Genomic DNA, 17,708 nt, shown 5'->3' on the forward strand with positions numbered 1-17,708 from the left:
TAGATTAGCTGAATAGCTATCATATATTTGCATTATGAATATAAGTATTGCGATATATTGATATGAAAGGGTGCGCGCACATTGCACGCGCGCACCCGGAGAACATTAACGCGGGGAAACGGTGACCTGGCTACCGTTGCTCGCCATCACAACACGCTGGCCAGCGGAGAAGCGGGTATCGCCCTGTTTCTGCACGACCATAATGGTGTTGCCGTCATCTTTACGAATTTCCAGCTCGACGCCCTGGGTTTTGTTCATCGCGCCCTGAACGCTCTGACCGGCTACGCCGCCCGCCACAGCACCCGCTGCGGTTGCCAGAGAACGACCGGTACCACCGCCAACGGTGTTACCCAGGAAACCACCCAGTACCGCACCGCCGATAGCGCCGATCACGTTGCTGTCATCGCCACCCTGAATTTGTACCGGACGAACGTGTACAATCGTACCGTAGGTCACGTTCTGGACCTGTTTCGCTTCGGATGCAGAGTAAACATCACCTGACAAACCGCTGCTGTTGACACATCCGGCCAGGGATAAACCAATCATTGAAACAGCCAATACGCGTAACATCATTTATGAATCTCCAGTTCACTAAGAATCGCTCTCATGAGCATCCGTACTAAACAATTATATGGTATTTGAAGGGGGCGGTCATATATTCCGCATTTATTATTACTGATAATAAACTCTACTCACTTAACCAATGCTAAACGCAAGGCAAACGACGTCAGATGACCGATAGTGGGTAAAAGCGCGGCCTTTATTGTTAAAAATTCTTATTGGTTAATAGCATTACGTGCCACTTTATGCTGGAGTGTTAACTTTGCATAGCTGACTAAGGACGGCGTATGAAATCCGGGCGATATATTGGCGTAATGTCAGGAACCAGCCTCGATGGCGTGGATGTGGTGCTGGCGGTCATTGACGAAAATAGCGTGACGCAGCTGGCGAGTCTTTCCTGGCCCATTCCTATCGCCGTGAAAGAGTCGGTGCTGGCTATTTGCCAGGGGCAGCCGCTGACGCTTTCACAGCTTGGACAACTGGATAACCGGCTGGGAAATCTGTTCGCCGATGCCGTGCTGGCGCTGATGGACCAGGAGAAGCTTGCCGCGCAGGACATTGTGGCGGTTGGCTGTCACGGGCAAACCGTGTGGCACGAACCCACCGGTGATGCGCCGCATACCATGCAGATTGGCGATAACAACATTATCGCCGCGCGGACCGGCGTCAGCGTTGTGGGTGATTTCCGCCGTCGCGATATGGCGCTGGGCGGGCAGGGTGCGCCGCTGGTTCCGGCGTTCCACCTGGCATTACTGGCACACCCCAGCGAACGCCGTATGATTCTCAATATTGGCGGTATCGCCAATCTCTCCCTGTTAATCCCTGACCAGCCGGTACGCGGCTTTGATACCGGCCCGGGAAATATGCTGATGGACGCGTGGATCTGGCGCAGTCTGGGTAAACCGTACGATAAAGACGCGGAATGGGCGAACGAAGGCAAGGTGATTCTGCCGCTGTTGCAGGACATGCTGAGCGATCCCTATTTTGCCGCGCCGGCGCCGAAAAGCACCGGACGAGAGTATTTCAACTACGGCTGGCTGGCGCAGTTCCTGGCCCGCTACCCGGCGCTGCGGGCTCAGGACGTGCAGGCAACCTTGACCGAGCTGACGGCGGTGACCATCAGCGAGCAGGTGCTGCTCAGCGGCGGCTGCGAACGTCTGCTGGTGTGCGGCGGCGGCAGCCGTAACCCGCTGGTGATGGCGCGTCTGGCGGGGCTGCTGGCCGGTACCGAGGTGGCGACCACCGATGAGTACGGCATTAGCGGTGACGATATGGAAGCGCTGGCCTTTGCGTGGCTCGCGTGGCGTACCGTTGCCGGGCTGCCGGGAAATCTCCCCTCGGTGACCGGGGCATCGCAAGCGACCGTGCTGGGGGCGATTTTTCCCGCAAATCCACGCCATAATAAGAGTTAACTGACATCTTCTTTTACATTGGGGCGATAGACTTACGCAAAACGGGAGTGGGACAATCACTCCCTGACCTGGAATGTCTAAAGGCCCCGAAAAAATGAAAAAAATTCTTATCGTCGCCCTCCCTTTGCTGCTCGCTGGCTGTAGCACTTACAACCAGTTTATGGAGCGGATGCAAACCGACACGCTGGAGTACCAGTGTGACGAGAAACCGTTAACCGTACATCTCAATAACCCGCGCCAGCAGGTGAGCTTCATCTATGATAATCAGCAGCTGAATCTCCCGCAGGGCGTTTCGGCTTCCGGCGCGCGCTATACCGATGGTATCTACGTCTTCTGGTCGAAAGGCAACGAGGCGACCGTCTATAAACGTGATCGTATCGTGCTGAATAACTGTCAGTTGCAAAATCCCAAGCGTTGAGATTTTCAGGCGAGCGGCGCACAATAACGTCACCTAATGATGACTAGTCCAAACGCCATGTCTGACAACGACGATCTACAGCAAATCGCGCATTTGCGCCGAGAGTATACCCGTGGCGGCCTGCGTCGCCACGACCTTCCTGATGCACCTCTGCCGCTTTTTGAACGCTGGCTCTCTCAGGCCTGCGACGCCAGACTCGCCGATCCCACGGCGATGGTGGTGGCGACCGTCGATGAAAACGGTCAGCCGTATCAGCGTATCGTTCTGCTGAAGCACTATGACGAAAAAGGGCTGGTGTTCTACACCAACCTCGGCAGCCGTAAGGCGCACCAGCTGGAGAACAACCCGCGAATTAGCCTGCTGTTCCCGTGGCATATGCTGGATCGCCAGGTGATGGTGATTGGCAAGGCGGAACGCCTGTCGACCCTTGAAGTCGTGAAGTATTTCCACAGCCGCCCGCGCGACAGCCAGATTGGCGCCTGGGTATCTAAACAGTCCAGCCGCATCTCCGCGCGCGGGATCCTCGAAAGCAAATTCCTCGAGCTGAAACAGAAATTCCAGCAGGGCGACGTACCGCTGCCCAGCTTCTGGGGTGGTTTCCGCGTCTCCATCGAACAAATGGAGTTCTGGCAGGGCGGTGAGCACCGCCTGCACGATCGTTTTTTATACCAGCGTGAAGACGGCGCGTGGAAAATCGACCGGCTGGCGCCATAATCCCTGAAATTTGTTGTGTTAAGCGCTAGCGCTGAGGGCATCAGCGCTTTATTCTATAGAGCTTTCGCGTCTGGCGAAAAGTCGTGTACCGGCAAAGGTGCAGTCGTATATACATGGAGAATTTGATGGCAAGCAGTAACTTGATTAAACAACTGCAAGAGCGGGGGCTGGTAGCCCAGGTAACGGACGAGGTAGCGTTAGCAGAGCGACTGGCGCAAGGCCCGATCGCGCTCTATTGCGGCTTCGATCCTACCGCTGACAGCTTGCATTTGGGGCATCTTGTTCCCTTGTTATGCCTGAAACGCTTCCAGCAGGCGGGCCACAAGCCTGTAGCGCTGGTGGGCGGCGCCACCGGTCTGATTGGCGACCCAAGTTTTAAAGCCGCCGAGCGTAAGCTGAACACCGAAGATACCGTGCAGGAGTGGGTGGATAAAATCCGCAAACAGGTTGCACCGTTCCTCGATTTCGACTGTGGCGACAACTCCGCTATCGCAGCCAACAACTATGATTGGTTTGGCGGCATGAACGTGCTGACCTTCCTGCGCGACATCGGTAAGCATTTCTCTGTTAACCAGATGATTAACAAAGAAGCCGTGAAGCAGCGTCTGAATCGTGATGACCAGGGGATCTCCTTCACCGAGTTCTCTTACAACCTGCTGCAGGGCTATGACTTTGCCTGCCTGAACAAACTGCACGGCGTAGCGCTGCAGATTGGCGGCTCTGACCAGTGGGGCAACATTACCTCCGGTATCGATCTGACCCGTCGTCTGCACCAGAACCAGGTATTTGGTCTGACCGTGCCGCTGATCACCAAAGCGGACGGCACCAAGTTCGGCAAGACCGAAGGCGGCGCAGTCTGGCTGGATCCGAAGAAAACCAGCCCGTATAAATTCTACCAGTTCTGGATCAACACCGCGGATGCTGACGTTTACCGCTTCCTCAAGTTCTTCACCTTTATGGACATTGAAGAGATCAATGCGCTGGAAGAAGAAGACAAAAACAGCGGTAAAGCCCCACGCGCCCAGTACGTACTGGCCGAGCAGGTGACTCGTCTGGTGCACGGTGAAGAAGGCCTGGTGGCGGCAAAACGCATCACCGACAGCCTGTTTAGCGGCTCCCTGAGCGCGCTGAGCGAAGCTGACTTCGAGCAGCTGGCGCAGGACGGCGTGCCGATGGTCGAAATGGACAAAGGCGCCGATCTGATGCAGGCGCTGGTGGATTCAGAGCTGCAGCCATCTCGCGGACAGGCGCGTAAAACCATCGCCTCTAACGCAGTCACCATCAACGGTGAAAAGCAGGCCGACCCGGAATACTTCTTCCAGGACAGCGATATTCTGTTCGGGCGTTACACCTTGTTACGCCGTGGTAAGAAGAATTACTGTTTGATCTGCTGGAAGTAATTTTCAGAAACAGGGGGCGTGGGAAACTACGCCCCCTTCTTTTTTTGTCGTCTGAGTAGAACGAATGAACAACATCCTCGCCATTCAATCCCACGTCGTTTTTGGACATGCGGGCAATAGTGCCGCCGAATTTCCGATGCGCCGCCTCGGTGCTAACGTCTGGCCGCTGAATACCGTGCAGTTTTCCAACCATACCCAGTACGGTCAGTGGACGGGCTGCGTGATGCCGCCTGCGCATCTGACGGAGATTGTGCAGGGCATTGCGGCTATCGACCAGCTTAAGCGCTGTGACGCGGTACTGAGCGGCTATTTAGGCTCTGCGGAACAGGGCGAGCATATTCTCGGTATCGTACGCCAGGTTAAAGCGGCGAATCCGCAGGCGAAATACTTTTGCGATCCGGTGATGGGGCATCCGGAAAAGGGCTGCATCGTCGCGCCGGGCGTGGCGGAGTTCCATACGCGTTATGCGCTGCCGGCGAGCGATATTATCGCGCCCAACCTGATTGAGCTGGAAATTCTATCGGGTCATGAGGTGACGGACGTAAACGGCGCGGTGCTAGCGGCTCGCGAGCTTATCGCCCAAGGGCCGGAAATCGTGCTGGTGAAACACCTGGCACGCGCAGGATACAGTACAGACCGCTTTGAGATGCTGCTGGTGACCGCCGATGAAGCGTGGCATATCAGCCGTCCGCTGATTGATTTCGGCGCGCGGCATCCGGTAGGCGTCGGCGACGTGACCAGCGGCCTGCTGCTGGTTAAGCTCTTACAGGGGGCGACGCTGCGCGATGCGCTGGAGCATGTGACGGCGGCGGTGTACGAGATTATGGTGACGACGAAAGAGATGGGTGAGTATGAGTTACAGGTAGTGGCGGCGCAGGATCGTATTGCGAAGCCCGTACATTGTTTTAGCGCGACTCAGCTGTAAACTTTTCGTTCGGCGCAGTTCCCGGCGTCGCGTTGCTCGTCCGGGCTATAAGTTAGTGGTAGCCCGGACGAGGTGCGAAGCGCCGACTCCGGGGAGCCAGCGCACTAATATTACTTCAGACCTTCAGCCGTCATGGCTGCCGCCACCGCAGGACGCGCCGCGACGCGCTCCATATAGGCCGCAATATTTTTGTATCCCGCCATATCCAGCTTCACCGCAAACGCCCAGCGCAGCACGGTAAACAGGTAAGCATCGGCAATCGTAAAGCGAGAACCGCTGATCCACTGACCGTCAGCCAGCGACTCGTCAATATAGGCCAGTTTTTTATCCAACAGCGCGCGCACCGTCGGCTTGTACTCTTCCGGGGTATCCGGGCGGAACAGCGGCGTAAAGCCTTTGTGCAGCTCGGTGGCGATGAAGTTCATCCACTCCAGCGTTTTATAACGATTGATGCTGCCTACCGGTGCCAGCAGCTGGCGATCGGCGACGCCATCGGCGAGGTACTGCATAATCGCCACGCCTTCGGTCAGCAGGGTATTGTCGTCCAGCAGCAGCGCGGGGACCTGGCCTTTCGGGTTGACCTTCAGGAAATCGTCACCGTTTTCCATACGTTTGTGCATGAGGTCGACGCCGATCAGCGTGAAATCCTTTCCGCTTTCCCGCAGCGTGATGTGCGATGCAAGAGAACAGGCGCCGGGTTTGTAGAACAATTTCATGGGTAACTCCTTCAGACTATGATTATTTTTGTAACCTACTGGCAGAAGGGCGGCCAATAGATATGAAGGTATGTTAGTGCCTGCGCAGATAAAAAAAAAAGCCGCTAACATGCGTTAGCGGCCCAAAATTATTTGTTTCCCGATGACATTATGCGGAAGCGACTTTACCGTTTGCAGCAGGCTTTGAGTCGTCCTGAGTCATGCGGTTCAGTTTTGGTGCGGTCAGCAGCATCAGCACGGCGATCACGGCAGTGGCGACGCCAATCTGCAGGAATACGCGGCCATACACTTCCAGAGACATCACCGGATCGGTCACGTTTTCCGGTACCGCCATCATGCCGGCAACGTAGCCGCCGATGATGTTTGCGCCAGCGGTGGTCAGGAACCAGCTACCCATGATGAAGCCCATCAGGCGCTGTGGCACCAGCTGTGCAACCATCGCCAGACCCAGACCAGAGATCATCAGCTCACCGATGCTCTGCAGACCGTAGCTGATGATCAGCCAGTTAACGGAAACGATACCCGCGTCGGTAGCGAATTTCGCGCCCAGCGGCAGAATCAGGAACGCACCGGAGCACAGCACCATACCAATAGCAAACTTGGTCGGCATCGGCAGGGTATCGCCCATTTTGTTGTAGATAGCGGCCAGAATCGGGCTACCAATGATGATCCAGAACGGGTTCAGCGCCTGATACTGCTCCGGCTCGAACGCGATGCCCAGAATAGAGTGCTCAACGTTACGAATCGCGAAGAAGTTCAGAGACGTCGGCATCTGGCTGTACAGCACGAAGAAGATGATCGCTTCCAGCATCAGGATAAAGGCAACAATCATTTTACGACGCGGCGCACCGGTCATTGCGAAGGTTTCTTTACCGAAGATGATGACGATACCCAGAGCGATAACGCCCAGAACCATACGCGCGACGCCCTGGTTGTGCAGCAGCCAGGTGGCGACAGCAATCAGGATAACCACGCCAACGATGGTCAGCAGCAGGTTGCGGTAGTTAGTCGGCTCGAAGTCAGGCTTGGAACCGTACTGTTTAACCCAGCGCTGGCAGAATGCGAAGTTCACCACGGTGATCAGCATACCCACGACGCTCAGTGCGAACGCGGTGCTCCAGCCGTATTTAGCGGCCAGCCACGGAGTTGCCAGCATAGAGAAGAACGAACCGATGTTGACGGACATGTAGTACATGGTGAATGCACCGTCCAGACGCGGGTCGTCTTTGGCATAGCAGGTAGAAAGCAGGGAAGACGGGTTGGCTTTGAACAGGCCGTTACCTACGGCGATAGCCGCCATACCCATATACACGATGCCGGCGTCGTGGCCAGACCATGCGACCAGGGCATAACCAATGGCGAGAACCACGGCCCCCAGCATGATAACGCGTTTTGTCCCCAGCACTTTATCGCCGAGCCAGCCGCCGATGGCAACCAGACCGTAAACCAGCGCACTAAAGGAGGAGAACAGAGTAATGGAGTCCGCTTCGGACATACCCAGCTGTTTAACCAGGTAAACGGCCATGATGCCTTGCAGGCCGTAGAAACCAAAACGCTCCCACAACTCGATAGAGAAGATGAGATAGAACGCTTTAGGCTGTTTGAAGGCGTTTAAACTTACGCTTTCCGTTGGTTTATTGTTTGCAGTAGACACATATACCTCTTATTTACATCCCATTTCATGGGGGGTGTACTGGGCGGAGATGCTCTTTTTGGCACCCGCCTTATAGTTATTCTGGAGGGAAACGGGAAGTAATGTTCACTATCCTGCGTCTTCAGACAAGGCTTTTGCAATACTCTGTTACAATTAAAAAGGCTGGTACAATCGACCAGCTTTTCAAATGTTATTTAGCGTTAAATTTCATTGTTTAAAAATAGACGGTTTTTTCTTCTACTGGAATGGGGCGAAACGCGGATTGTAACCATATCTTCTGCTGATGACGCTTATATATAGTGATATAGGCTGGATTCTGAAAAAATGCTGGATGATCATCTTGCGCCATTAAAGTGACACATTGTGATGATAGATGTGTTCGCTGCGTAAAGAAACATAAATGCAACATTATGTTGCTCGGATGTTCTTGTCAGCGTTTGTATAGAAATTTTCGCTAATGATGACGTAGTTAACCTGTCAAAGCGTTATATAAGCGATAAAAATGCCAATTACTGAATAATTATATGGAATTAAACGCGGATCGAGTGAGTGGGAGGCCGCATGGCATCGACTTGCCATGCGGTAAAAAATGAACTAAAGCTCGACTTTCTCTTTGTATTCACAGAGATCTTCGATGATGCAGGAACCACAGCGCGGCTTGCGCGCGATACAGGTGTAGCGGCCGTGCAGAATCAGCCAATGGTGGCAGTCGACTTTGAACTCAGCGGGAACCACCTTCAGCAGCTTTTCCTCTACCTGCTCAACGTTTTTGCCCGGTGCAAAGTTTGTGCGGTTACAGACGCGGAAAATATGCGTGTCGACGGCAATCGTCGGCCAGCCAAAAGCGGTGTTGAGCACCACGTTGGCGGTCTTGCGCCCGACGCCGGGCAGAGCCTCCAGCGCCGCACGGTCTTCCGGTACTTCGCCGCCGTGCAGTTCCAGCAGCATGCGGCAGGTCTTAATGACGTTTTCCGCCTTACTATTGAACAGGCCGATGGTTTTGATGTACTCCTTCACGCCGTCTACGCCCAGATCCAGCATCGCCTGCGGCGTGTTGGCGACCGGGTAGAGCCTGGCCGTGGCTTTGTTGACGCTGACGTCGGTGGCCTGCGCTGACAGCAATACCGCAATCAGCAGCTCGAAGGGAGAGGTAAAATTCAGTTCCGTGGTCGGATGCGGGTTGTTGTCCCGCAGGCGACGCAAAATTTCCAGCCGTTTCTCTTTATTCATCAGGCTTTCTCTGCCGTATCAACGCCCACGCTGTCAGCGGCAGCCGCCTGTGCGCGACGTTGTCGGGTCCGTTCGTCAATCAGGTATTTGATGGCTAATAACATGCCCAGGCCGATGAATGCGCCCGGCGGCAGCATCGCCAGCAGGAAGGGGGTATCGGTATGGAACACTTCAATACGTAGCACTTTCGCCCAACTGCCCAGCAGGCCGTCAGCACCGTCAAAAAGCGTCCCGTTGCCCAGCAGTTCGCGGAGGGAACCCAGCACGAACATGGTACAGGTGGCGCCCATGCCAATGGCAAAACCATCAAGCGCGGACAGCGCCGGGCCTTTTTTGGCGGCAAAAGCCTCCGCGCGGCCCACCACGATACAGTTGGTAACGATCAGCGGAATAAAGATCCCGAGGGACTGATACAGACCGAACGCGTAGGCGTTAATCAGCATTTGCACGGCGCTCACCACCGAGGCAATGATCATCACGTAAATAGGGATACGAATTTCCGCCGGCGTCCAGCGACGCAGGCAGGAGACGGCCAGGTTGGTCAACGTTAGCACCAGCGTTGTCGCCAGCCCCAGCCCCAGGGCGTTGGTAGCGGTAGAGGTGACCGCCAGAAGTGGACACAGGCCCAGCAGCTGAACCAGCGCGGAGTTATTTTTCCATAGCCCCTGGACAATGACCTCTTTAACCTCGCTCATGTTTACTCTCCACAGGCTTGCAGTTGTGACAGTTGATTCGGCAGCGTTTCAGCATACAGCCCGGCGCGCTTTACCGCGTTGACCACCGCGCGCGGGGTAATCGTTGCGCCGGTAAACTGGTCAAACTGCCCGCCGTCTTTTTTCACTGCCCATTGACTGTCGTCAGGGCCGGCGATTTTCTTTCCGCTAAAGAAGGTGATCCAGTCCGAGAGGCGGCGTTCAATTTTATCTCCCAGACCCGGCGTTTCATGATGCTCGGTGACGCGGGTGCCTAGCACGGTGCCGCTGAAGTCGGCGCCGACCAGCAGTTGAATTGCTCCGGAATAACCGTCTGGCGCGGTGGCTTCCAGCACGGCGGCCACCGGTTTATCGTCCTTGCGGGCGATGTAGATGCGGTGTGTGCCTTTACCTAATTCGGGGGCGTCGACGATAAAGCAGCTTTCCAGCAGGGAATTATTATAGCTGTCGGCGGGGATCACCTGCTGAAACAGCGCGTTTTGCTGCTTTGCCGCCTGCTCATCAATGGTGTGTTTGGTTAACTGGTTGATAGCCGCCGTCAGCCCCGTAGAGCCTGCGGCGAACAGCGCCAGCGTGACACCGTGTTTACGCATGGTTTTTAACATCGTTATCCTCAGCGGTGTCCGTAAACGCGCGGGCGCGTGTAGTAGTCGATCAGCGGTACGGTGATGTTAGCCAGCAGCACAGCAAAGGCCACGCCGTCCGGGTAGCCGCCGAAGCTGCGAATCAGCCATACCAGCAGGCCCGCTAGCGCGCCAAAGATCAGACGCCCACGGTTGGTGGTCGAGGCGGTCACCGGGTCGGTCAGAATAAAGAAGGCCCCCAGCATCGTCGCGCCAGACAGCAGATGCATCTGCGGTGAGACGACGTTATCCGGGTGCAGCAGCCAGCCGATCGTTGAACAGACCGCCAGGCTGAGCAGGAAGCTGACCGGGATATGCCAGCGAATGGCTTTTTGCCACAGCAGGAACAGGCCGCCAGCGAGATAGGCGATGTTCACCCACTGCCAGCCCACCCCGGCTAGCGCGCCGTGATAGATAGCGGAACTCAGAATACTGTCCACAGAATGACCGGCATGACGCGCGGTTTTGAAGGTATCCAGCGGCGTCGCCTGGCTGATGCCATCAATCCCCAGCTTCAGCGCATTCATATCCTGACCTGTAGCGGTTTGGCCGGTGAAGATCATCTGCACCGCGTCCATCAAGCCCGGCGTCGCGGCGGCAACCCCGTGCGGCGGCAGCCAGGACGTCATCTGCACCGGGAAGGAGATCAGCAGCACCACGTAGCCAATCATCGCCGGGTTAAACGGATTCTGCCCCAGGCCGCCATACAGCTGCTTGGCGATGATGACGGCAAAGACGGTGCCCAACACCACCATCCACCACGGGGCGAAGGGGGGAATACTGATGGCCAGCAGCAGGCCGGTCAGCAGCGCGGAGTTATCGGCCAGCGTACGGGAAATGTTCTGCTTGCGCAGACGCAGCACCAGCGCCTCGGCGAGCCAGGCGCTGGCAATTGCCAGGATCAGCTGAATAAAGGTTCCCCAGCCGAAAAACCAGCTCTGCACCAGAATGCCGGGCAGGGCGGCGACGATCACCAGCATCATGATCCGCGATGTCTGGCGATGGTTGTGGGTGTAGGGGGAACTTGCGATCTTGAAAACCATTTAATCCTCGTTAACGGCCTGAGCGGCTTTCCTGGCTTGAACACGGGCAATAGCAGCCGCTACCGCGGCCTTGCGTGGATCGTCGTTGGCGGCAGGCTCGCTGATATCATTTTGTGCGGCTTTTCGCGCTTTGGCGCGGGCGATAGCAGCCTCGACCGCCGCTTTACGCGGGTCAACGGCTTCGCTGTCGTTAGCAACCGGCGTCGCGTCAACTGACTGCGCGGCTTTGCGCGCTTTGGCGCGGGCAATAGCGGCCTCGACCGCGGCTTTACGCGGGTCAACGGCTTCACTCTCGCTAGCAGCCGGTATAGCATCAACGGGCTGGGCGGCTTTGCGTGCTTTAGCGCGGGCGATAGCGGCCTCGACCGCCGCTTTACGCGGGTCAACGGCTTCACTCTCGCTAGCCGCTGGTGCTGCATCTACCGGCTGGGCGGCTTTGCGCGCTTTGGCGCGGGCAATAGCAGCCTCGACCGCCGCTTTACGCGGGTCAACGGCTTCACTCTCGCTAACCACCGACTCAGCATCAACCGGCTGGGCGGCTTTGCGCGCTTTGGCGCGGGCGATAGCGGCCTCAACCGCCGCTTTGCGCGGATCGGCGACTTCACTTGCGCCCTGACGTTTCTCAGCCTGAGCGGCGCGAGCCTGCGCTTTACGCGCTTCGCGTGCGGCGGCAACGGCGCTGTTATCCGGCCGTGCGCCAGCCTGAATAACAATCGGCTGCGTTGCCTGCTGCTGCTTTTCGCGCACCCGCGCCAGCGCGGCGTGAATGGCGTCCTGGTCTTTGGCGGCAGGCTGTACGGCGGCTTTTTTATGACGTTCTTCGCGGGCCGCTTTCTCACGTTCAAGACGCTGCTGACGCGCTTCAAAACGCGCTTTGGCTTCAGCCGCGCGCTGTTCTTCCTGGCGGATGGCGCTGATTTCTGCTTTTTCCTGGCGGAAATACTGCACCAGCGGAATACTGCTCGGGCACACCCAGGCGCATGCGCCGCATTCAATACAGTCCGACAGGTTATGCGCGGTGGCTTTATCGTGCTGCTGGCCTTTGCTAAACCAGTAAAGCTGCTGCGGCAGCAGGTCGGCCGGACAGGCGTCGGCGCAGGCGCTGCAGCGAATGCAGCCTTTTTCCTCTTCCGGCTCGCCCATTTCTGCGGCTGACGGCGCCAGCAGGCAGTTGGTGATTTTCACTACCGGGACGTCAAGCCATGGCAGGGTAAAGCCCATCAGCGGGCCGCCCATAATCACCATCTGGTCACTGGTCGGGCAGAAACCTGCGTGGCTCAGCAGATGTTTTACCGGCGTGCCGAGGCGCGCCCAGACGTTGCCCGGCAGGGAGACGGATTCGCCGGTGAGGGTCACCACGCGCTCGGTCAGCGGCTCACCGTCAACCACCGCGCGCTTCACGGCGTAGGCGGTGCCGACGTTTTGCATCAGTATGCCGATGTCCGAAGAGCGTCCGCCGTGCGGCACCTGTTTGCCGGTCAGAATCTGCGTCAGCTGTTTCGCGCCGCCGGAGGGATATTTGGTCGGAATGACCCGCAGGCTGATGCCGTGGCAGCCCGCCAGCACCGCACGCATCATTGAGATGGCCTGCGGTTTGTTATCTTCGATGCCGATCAGTACCTGCTCGGGCTGCAGAATATGCGCCAGAATCTGGATACCTTCGACAATTTGCGCCGCGCAGTCCTGCATCAGACGATCGTCGGCGGTAATGTACGGCTCACATTCGGCGGCGTTGATGATCAGCGTATCAATTTTATCGCCGCCGCCGCGCAGTTTGCTCCCCGTCGGGAAGCCCGCGCCGCCTAAACCGGCGACGCCAAACTGGTGGATTCGCTCAATCAGCGCTTCGCGGCTCCGGTTTTTGTAGTCGTGCCAGCCGTCGCGGGCCATCCAGCGGTCTTCACCGTCGGCCTCAATGATGACGCTCATTTCCGGTAGCGCAGAAGGGTGCGCGGTGGCGTGGGGCTCAATGGCGACAACCGTGCCGGAAGTGGGCGCGTGAACGGGCAGCATTCGGCCCCAGCCGCGGGTGAGCGGCTGCCCACGCAGGACGCGATCGCCGGGTTGAACGCACAGTTCACCTTCGGCGCCAATGTGCTGCTTCAGAGGAATGACAAAACGCTGAGCCAGCGGGATCTGGCGCAGAGGCGTCCCGTTGGACTGCGTTTTCATTTCAGGCGGGTGAATACCCCCGTTGAAATCCCAGATTTTGTCTTTTCTGAAGGCGGAGAATAGCTTAAGCATGGTGTTCCACAGGAATATTTCGTACCGGGATCGTTTGCAGGTCCCATTTCCAGCTTGCGGTGGTCGTTTCTACCGGGCGTAACTCAATGCACTGAGTCGGGCACGGTGCGACGCACAAATTACAGCCGGTACACAGATCGCTGACTACCGTGTGCATGGCGCGCGTGGCGCCAATAATGGCGTCCACCGGACAGGCCTGGATGCACTTGGTGCAGCCGATACAGTTGTTTTCATCAATAACGGCCAGCATACGGGCTGGCTCGGGGGCCGCATCGCCGCCGATAGGCTGCGGATCAACGTTCAGCAGCTCGGCAATTTTTAGCATGACGGCTTCGCCGCCGGGAGCGCAGCAGTTAATCTTTTCCCCGTTGCTCACCGCCTCAGCATAGGGGCGACAGCCGGGATAGCCGCATTGGCCGCACTGGCTTTGCGGCAGCAGCTCATCTATTTTTTCAACTACCGGGTCGTCCTCAACGGCAAAACGGCGCGAGGCGTACCCGAGAACGACGCCAAAAATCAGCCCTAACAGGCTGATTGCAGCGACAGCAATCCAGAAGGTCATCATTACAACTTCACCAACCCACTAAAGCCCATAAAGGCCAACGACATTAAACCCGCGGTGATTAACGCAATGGCGTTGCCGCGGAAAGGGGCGGGAACGTCGGAAACCACCAGCCGCTCGCGAATGGACGCGAAAAGCACCATCACCAGCGAGAAGCCCACGGCGGCGGAGAAACCGTACAGCGCCGACTGCAGGAAGTTGTGGCCGAGGTTGATATTCAGCAGCGCCACGCCCAGCACGGCGCAGTTGGTGGTGATCAGCGGCAGAAAAATGCCCAGCAGGCGGTACAGCGCCGGGCTGGTTTTGCGCACAACCATCTCAGTGAACTGCACGACCACCGCGATGACCAGAATAAAGGCCAGCGTCCGCAGGTAGACTAAATCCAGCGGGATAAGGATCCAGGTATCGATAAGCCAGGCGCAGATAGACGCCAGCGTCATGACGAAGGTCGTCGCGAGCCCCATTCCGATAGCGGTTTCCAGTTTTTTGGAAACGCCCATAAACGGGCACAGCCCAAGGAACTTCACCAGGACGAAGTTATTTACCAGTACGGTACCGATAAAGAGCAATAAATAATCAGTCATCATTCGACCTGTAACAAAAAAAGCCACCTATTATCTGACAAAGCGCCTCGCGCGACAACAGGTTAACAGTGGGGTTATTACGCGTGAGCAAAGGTGCGTTTAACCCGCTGCGAACGCTTGAGGTACGGCACAATCAACGCGGCGGCCAACAGAGGAAGCAGCAGCTGGCGGACGGCCAGGTCGTCGGAAATTGGCGAGAACGCAAACGCTTTAACGGCCAGCAGCACGCCAATCATCAGCCAGATAATGTAGTGCTTAGGTACGTTACGACGGCGCTTAAAGAAGGCAATGGTCAACCACAGGGTGTAATACCACATGGCGATAAACGACAGGAATGACAGCCCGAGAAACAGACTGTTACTGCCGTCCATCTCTTTGACCAGCGCCAGCGTATGCGGATTGAGCAGGACGTAGCCAAACTTTCCCAGCGTGATGGTGATGCTTAAAAGCTGCACGAGCAGCCATGCTAATGGGGCAAGCAGCCATCCGCCAATACGTTCTGCAGAATTATCTGACATTATGTCTCCTGAAAATCAGCGCCAGTCATGGGGAAAATACAGGTCGAGGAGTATAAGCAACTGGCGCTGAGGAAAAAACTATTATTGCACGAATCGCCAAACGTTCTTCGGCACCTGGCCGACATCGTACAGGCGACCGCCAGAAACCAGCTCAGCGCGACGGTGGTCGGCGGCGCGGTACATGTTGATCAGCTCTTCGGTGTTGGTCAGGGAATAGTTGAGGTGGTCGTACAGTTTTTCAAGATTGTCCAGTGAACTGACTTTGCGGAACTTTAATAAATAATCCAGAACGGTCATTTGAGGGCATCCATTATAATGTTAAAGCTCACCATACACCGGGCTCCACCGGGTAAAGGGCAGAACACGATACGGTTAATGCGGCATTTATAGCCAATGTGTTTATCGACATCCGTTTTAATAGAGAGTTCAGCGCGTCCGGCTCAACCTCGATGGGATATTATGGATTATTTGGCTAATAGAAATGAATTACAATGACAGAAAATGTGCTTATTGATTTCGCCCCAAAATTAGTGCGTTTTTAAGCAGTCAGGGCGCCGCCAGACGCCCTGAAGGGGAAGGGATTACCGTTTTTCGCCGCGGCTGGCGATCACCTCTTTGTACCAGAAGAAACTCTTTTTACGTTTACGCGCCAGATTGTTTTTATGGTCGACGTAAACAAAACCGTACTGCTTTTTATAACCGTTGAGCCAGCTCAGTAAATCGATAAACGACCACGGATAATAGCCGCGTACATCGGCGCCAAGCTCAATCGCTTTTTCCAGGGCATCAATATGCACGCGCAGGAAGTCGATTCGCGGATCGTCAACCACCTCACCATCAATAATCGGGTCAACGGCGCCCAGACCGTTTTCGGTAATATAGATAGGGATATCGCCGTAGCGCTCTTTGATCATCATGATGCCGTCGGTAAGCCCCTGCGGCCAGATTTCCCAGCCCCATTCGGTATACACGCTTTCCGGGTTACGCACGAAGTAGAACAGCCCCTCAACGCCTTGTTCGCCGCTGACTTTTTCCTTCGGCGGCTGGGCGGAAACGGTTTCACGACGGTAGTAGTTAAGGCCGATAAAGTCGCAACGGTTATTGCGCAGCAGCTCGTCGTCGCCCGGTGCGAAACGCGGCACGCCCCACAGCGCCTGCGATTGCGCCAGCAGCTCATCCGGATAGCGGCCCCTAAGTACTGGATCGTAAAGCCAGTGGGTATGAATAGCATCGGCTAGTTTGGTCGCAGCGATATCTTCCGAGCTATTGGTCAGCGGCGAGTGCGGCTGAAGGACGTTCACAAATCCGATTTCACCGTTGATCTGCATTCCGCGGAACGCTTTCACCGCCAGCGCGTGGGCGATGAACACGTGGTGACAGGCCTGAATGGCGCGCGCCGGGTTACGAACCGACGGCGGATGGCTGCCGGTGATATAGCCGTGGCCAATAAATACGATGGTTTCGTTAAAGGTGGCCCATTTTTTTACCCGTGAACCAAAGCGCGAATAGCACAGGCGCGCATACTCTTCAAACGCCTCCGACGTGGAACGCGCTTCCCAGCCGCCTTCATCCTGAAGCGCCTGCGGCAGATCCCAGTGATAGAGGGTAATCATTGGCTCAATATTGTGCGCCAGCAGGGCGTCGATGAGATCGCTATAAAACTTCACGCCGGCTTCGTTGATTTCACCACGGCCTTCGGGCAGCAGGCGAGGCCAGGAGATGGAAAAGCGATAGCTCTGCAACCCCATTTCGGCCATCAGCTGCACGTCTTCATTGACGCGATGGTAGTGATCGACGGCGACGTCACCGTTGGTACCCTGGTAGGTGGTCCCAGGCTGATGAGAGAAAATATCCCAAATCGACGGGCCTTTGCCGTCTTCGTTATAAGCCCCTTCCACCTGGTAGGCAGCCGTTGCTGCACCCCAGAGAAAATTTTGCGGAAAAGCAGACATGTAACACTCCTTATCTGTGTGATAAGGGGAGTGTAAAGAGAGGTGATGTGACATGCAATCGGTTTCAGAAACCGGTTACACGGATGCGATCCGAATCACTTTTTAACGTGTCGAAGTTACTTTTTTTGCAGTGATGCGGTGGCCGTGGGTTCCGGCGACTTATAGTCGTCGATGTGGTGTGCGACAAACAGCAGAAGAACGGAAAAACCCAGAATAACCCAACCAATCAATTCAACAATACGAGACAATACGGAATTCATGAGATTTATCTAACAATCCATTGATAAAACAACGCCAGGGCAAGATCTTAGCGCGCCCGTGCCACAACGCAAGTTTTCTGCGGAATCGATCCCACACATGGTTGTTTATTAATCAATTGGGCCATAATGTTATTAAACTGTTGTACGAAAACATGAGTTGAGGTGAAATAAGAAATCGA

General features: G+C 56.0%; 19 protein-coding genes. 5 read left to right on the forward strand and 14 right to left on the reverse strand.

Annotated features, from left to right (window positions below):
- Window positions 1-105: 105 nt before the first annotated feature.
- Window positions 106-573 carry an outer membrane lipoprotein SlyB gene (slyB, locus tag ACK5JN_RS08630; RefSeq protein WP_234502900.1) on the reverse strand — a complete coding sequence of 156 codons (468 nt, stop codon included), beginning with the start codon at window positions 571-573 and terminating at the stop codon, window positions 106-108.
- 275 nt (window positions 574-848) lie between these two features.
- Between slyB and anmK the strand changes: the two genes are divergently transcribed.
- The 5 genes from anmK to pdxY all read left to right on the forward strand — a co-directional run bounded on the left by anmK (window position 849) and on the right by pdxY (window position 5,430).
- Window positions 849-1,973: an anhydro-N-acetylmuramic acid kinase gene (anmK, locus tag ACK5JN_RS08635; protein WP_416869782.1), complete on the forward strand. Its 1,125-nt coding sequence runs from the start codon at window positions 849-851 to the stop codon at window positions 1,971-1,973.
- Between the two features lie 94 nt (window positions 1,974-2,067).
- Window positions 2,068-2,391 (forward strand): C-type lysozyme inhibitor, encoded by a 324-nt coding sequence (mliC, locus tag ACK5JN_RS08640; protein ID WP_416869783.1) that lies wholly within the window; start codon window positions 2,068-2,070, stop codon window positions 2,389-2,391.
- Window positions 2,392-2,448: 57 nt separating this feature from the next.
- On the forward strand, window positions 2,449-3,105 hold the full coding sequence (pdxH, locus tag ACK5JN_RS08645; RefSeq protein ID WP_416869898.1) for a pyridoxamine 5'-phosphate oxidase: 657 nt from the start codon (window positions 2,449-2,451) through the stop codon (window positions 3,103-3,105).
- 125 nt (window positions 3,106-3,230) lie between these two features.
- Window positions 3,231-4,505, forward strand: coding sequence for a tyrosine--tRNA ligase (tyrS, locus tag ACK5JN_RS08650; protein ID WP_416869784.1), 1,275 nt, complete (start codon window positions 3,231-3,233; stop codon window positions 4,503-4,505).
- 64 nt (window positions 4,506-4,569) lie between these two features.
- On the forward strand, window positions 4,570-5,430 hold the full coding sequence (gene pdxY / locus ACK5JN_RS08655) for a pyridoxal kinase PdxY (protein WP_416869785.1): 861 nt from the start codon (window positions 4,570-4,572) through the stop codon (window positions 5,428-5,430).
- A 110-nt stretch (window positions 5,431-5,540) separates the two neighbouring features.
- On the opposite strand, the gene gstA is transcribed toward pdxY, so the two are convergent.
- The 13 genes from gstA to blr all read right to left on the reverse strand — a co-directional run bounded on the left by gstA (window position 5,541) and on the right by blr (window position 17,529).
- Entirely contained in the window at window positions 5,541-6,146 is a 606-nt protein-coding gene (gene gstA / locus ACK5JN_RS08660; protein ID WP_416869786.1) for a glutathione transferase GstA, read from the reverse strand.
- A 148-nt stretch (window positions 6,147-6,294) separates the two neighbouring features.
- Window positions 6,295-7,800: a dipeptide/tripeptide permease DtpA gene (dtpA, locus tag ACK5JN_RS08665; RefSeq protein ID WP_416869787.1), complete on the reverse strand. Its 1,506-nt coding sequence runs from the start codon at window positions 7,798-7,800 to the stop codon at window positions 6,295-6,297.
- A gap of 594 nt (window positions 7,801-8,394) precedes the next feature.
- Entirely contained in the window at window positions 8,395-9,030 is a 636-nt protein-coding gene (gene nth / locus ACK5JN_RS08670; RefSeq protein WP_416869788.1) for an endonuclease III, read from the reverse strand.
- Window positions 9,030-9,725 (reverse strand): electron transport complex subunit E, encoded by a 696-nt coding sequence (locus ACK5JN_RS08675; RefSeq protein ID WP_416869789.1) that lies wholly within the window; start codon window positions 9,723-9,725, stop codon window positions 9,030-9,032. Before ACK5JN_RS08675 ends, nth begins: the two co-directional genes overlap by 1 nt.
- A gap of 2 nt (window positions 9,726-9,727) precedes the next feature.
- Window positions 9,728-10,348, reverse strand: a complete 621-nt coding sequence (rsxG, locus tag ACK5JN_RS08680; protein ID WP_416869790.1) for an electron transport complex subunit RsxG — start codon at window positions 10,346-10,348, stop codon at window positions 9,728-9,730.
- A gap of 8 nt (window positions 10,349-10,356) precedes the next feature.
- A complete protein-coding gene (gene rsxD, locus ACK5JN_RS08685; protein ID WP_416869791.1) occupies window positions 10,357-11,409 on the reverse strand; it encodes an electron transport complex subunit RsxD in 1,053 nt (350 codons plus the stop codon).
- A complete protein-coding gene (rsxC, locus tag ACK5JN_RS08690; RefSeq protein WP_416869792.1) occupies window positions 11,410-13,653 on the reverse strand; it encodes an electron transport complex subunit RsxC in 2,244 nt (747 codons plus the stop codon).
- Complete coding sequence (rsxB, locus tag ACK5JN_RS08695; protein WP_416869793.1) at window positions 13,646-14,218, reverse strand: electron transport complex subunit RsxB; 573 nt, start codon at window positions 14,216-14,218, stop codon at window positions 13,646-13,648. Before rsxB ends, rsxC begins: the two co-directional genes overlap by 8 nt.
- Window positions 14,218-14,799: an electron transport complex subunit RsxA gene (rsxA, locus tag ACK5JN_RS08700; protein ID WP_416869794.1), complete on the reverse strand. Its 582-nt coding sequence runs from the start codon at window positions 14,797-14,799 to the stop codon at window positions 14,218-14,220. The genes rsxB and rsxA overlap by 1 nt, the downstream gene beginning before the upstream one ends.
- 77 nt (window positions 14,800-14,876) lie before the next feature.
- Window positions 14,877-15,317 (reverse strand): DUF2569 domain-containing protein, encoded by a 441-nt coding sequence (locus ACK5JN_RS08705; RefSeq protein WP_416869795.1) that lies wholly within the window; start codon window positions 15,315-15,317, stop codon window positions 14,877-14,879.
- Window positions 15,318-15,398: 81 nt separating this feature from the next.
- Complete coding sequence (ydgT, locus tag ACK5JN_RS08710; protein WP_064545676.1) at window positions 15,399-15,614, reverse strand: transcription modulator YdgT; 216 nt, start codon at window positions 15,612-15,614, stop codon at window positions 15,399-15,401.
- 284 nt (window positions 15,615-15,898) lie between these two features.
- Window positions 15,899-17,269, reverse strand: coding sequence for a GH1 family beta-glucosidase (locus ACK5JN_RS08715; RefSeq protein WP_416869796.1), 1,371 nt, complete (start codon window positions 17,267-17,269; stop codon window positions 15,899-15,901).
- 116 nt (window positions 17,270-17,385) lie between these two features.
- Window positions 17,386-17,529, reverse strand: coding sequence for a division septum protein Blr (gene blr, locus ACK5JN_RS08720; protein WP_163449419.1), 144 nt, complete (start codon window positions 17,527-17,529; stop codon window positions 17,386-17,388).
- Between the last annotated feature and the right edge of the window lie 179 nt (window positions 17,530-17,708).

Origin of the sequence: Kluyvera sp. (assembly GCF_047971185.1) — a bacterium.
Classification (GTDB): Bacteria; Pseudomonadota; Gammaproteobacteria; order Enterobacterales; family Enterobacteriaceae; genus Kluyvera.